We start from the raw sequence: 643 nt of genomic DNA, 5'->3' as shown, positions 1-643 counted from the left end.
CAACAGGTTATAACCCGTGCCGAGAAACAGATTTTCCTAAAGTGTCACACCTGATTGGGTAGCGAACTGAAGTGGTCCAATTGGAGCGGACACCCCGATAAGCCTCATAATGGAGGCCATGGAGGTGTTCATGACCAAGAAGACTCGACGTCGGTATTCCGATGAATTTAAGGCGGATGCGGTGAGCCTGGTGACCGAACAGGGGTATGCCGTATCTGAGGCAGCCCGGCGGCTGGGGGTTGACCGTAGCCTGTTGGACCGTTGGTGCCGCAAGCACCGTCAGCAGGACTCTGGCATTCCGGCGCGGAAAGAGGACGATCGCGACGCCGAGATCAAGAAGCTCCGCGAAGAAGTTCGTAAGCTTCAGATTGAAAAGGATATTTTAAAAAAGGCGGCGGCCTTCTTCGCCAAAGAGTCGAGCTGAGATACCAGTTCATCGAGTCGGAGAAGGCCACCTATCCCGTGGCCCTATTGTGTCGGGTCATGCAGGTCAGCCGGAGTGGTTTCTATGCCTGGCGGCAACGTGACCCTGACGAGCAGCGCCAGGCCCTGCACCACGAAGTCAGAGAGATTCATCGCCAGAAGCGTGGCAGCTATGGAAGCCGCCGGATGGCCAGAGAACTGCGACGCCGCGGCTACGCTG

At 57.1% G+C, this 643-nt stretch carries 1 pseudogene; it reads left to right on the top strand.

The features are described from left to right. Nucleotides 1-130: 130 nt before the first annotated feature. Nucleotides 131-643: pseudogene (locus ABD223_RS43355) on the top strand (transposase); the annotation flags it as partial.

It is taken from the genome of Saccharothrix xinjiangensis (genome assembly GCF_039527585.1).
GTDB classification, from domain to species: domain Bacteria; phylum Actinomycetota; class Actinomycetes; order Mycobacteriales; family Pseudonocardiaceae; genus Actinosynnema; species Actinosynnema xinjiangensis.
Note: the sequence above shows the minus strand (reverse complement) of the source record. Positions and strands in the feature narration are given on the sequence as shown.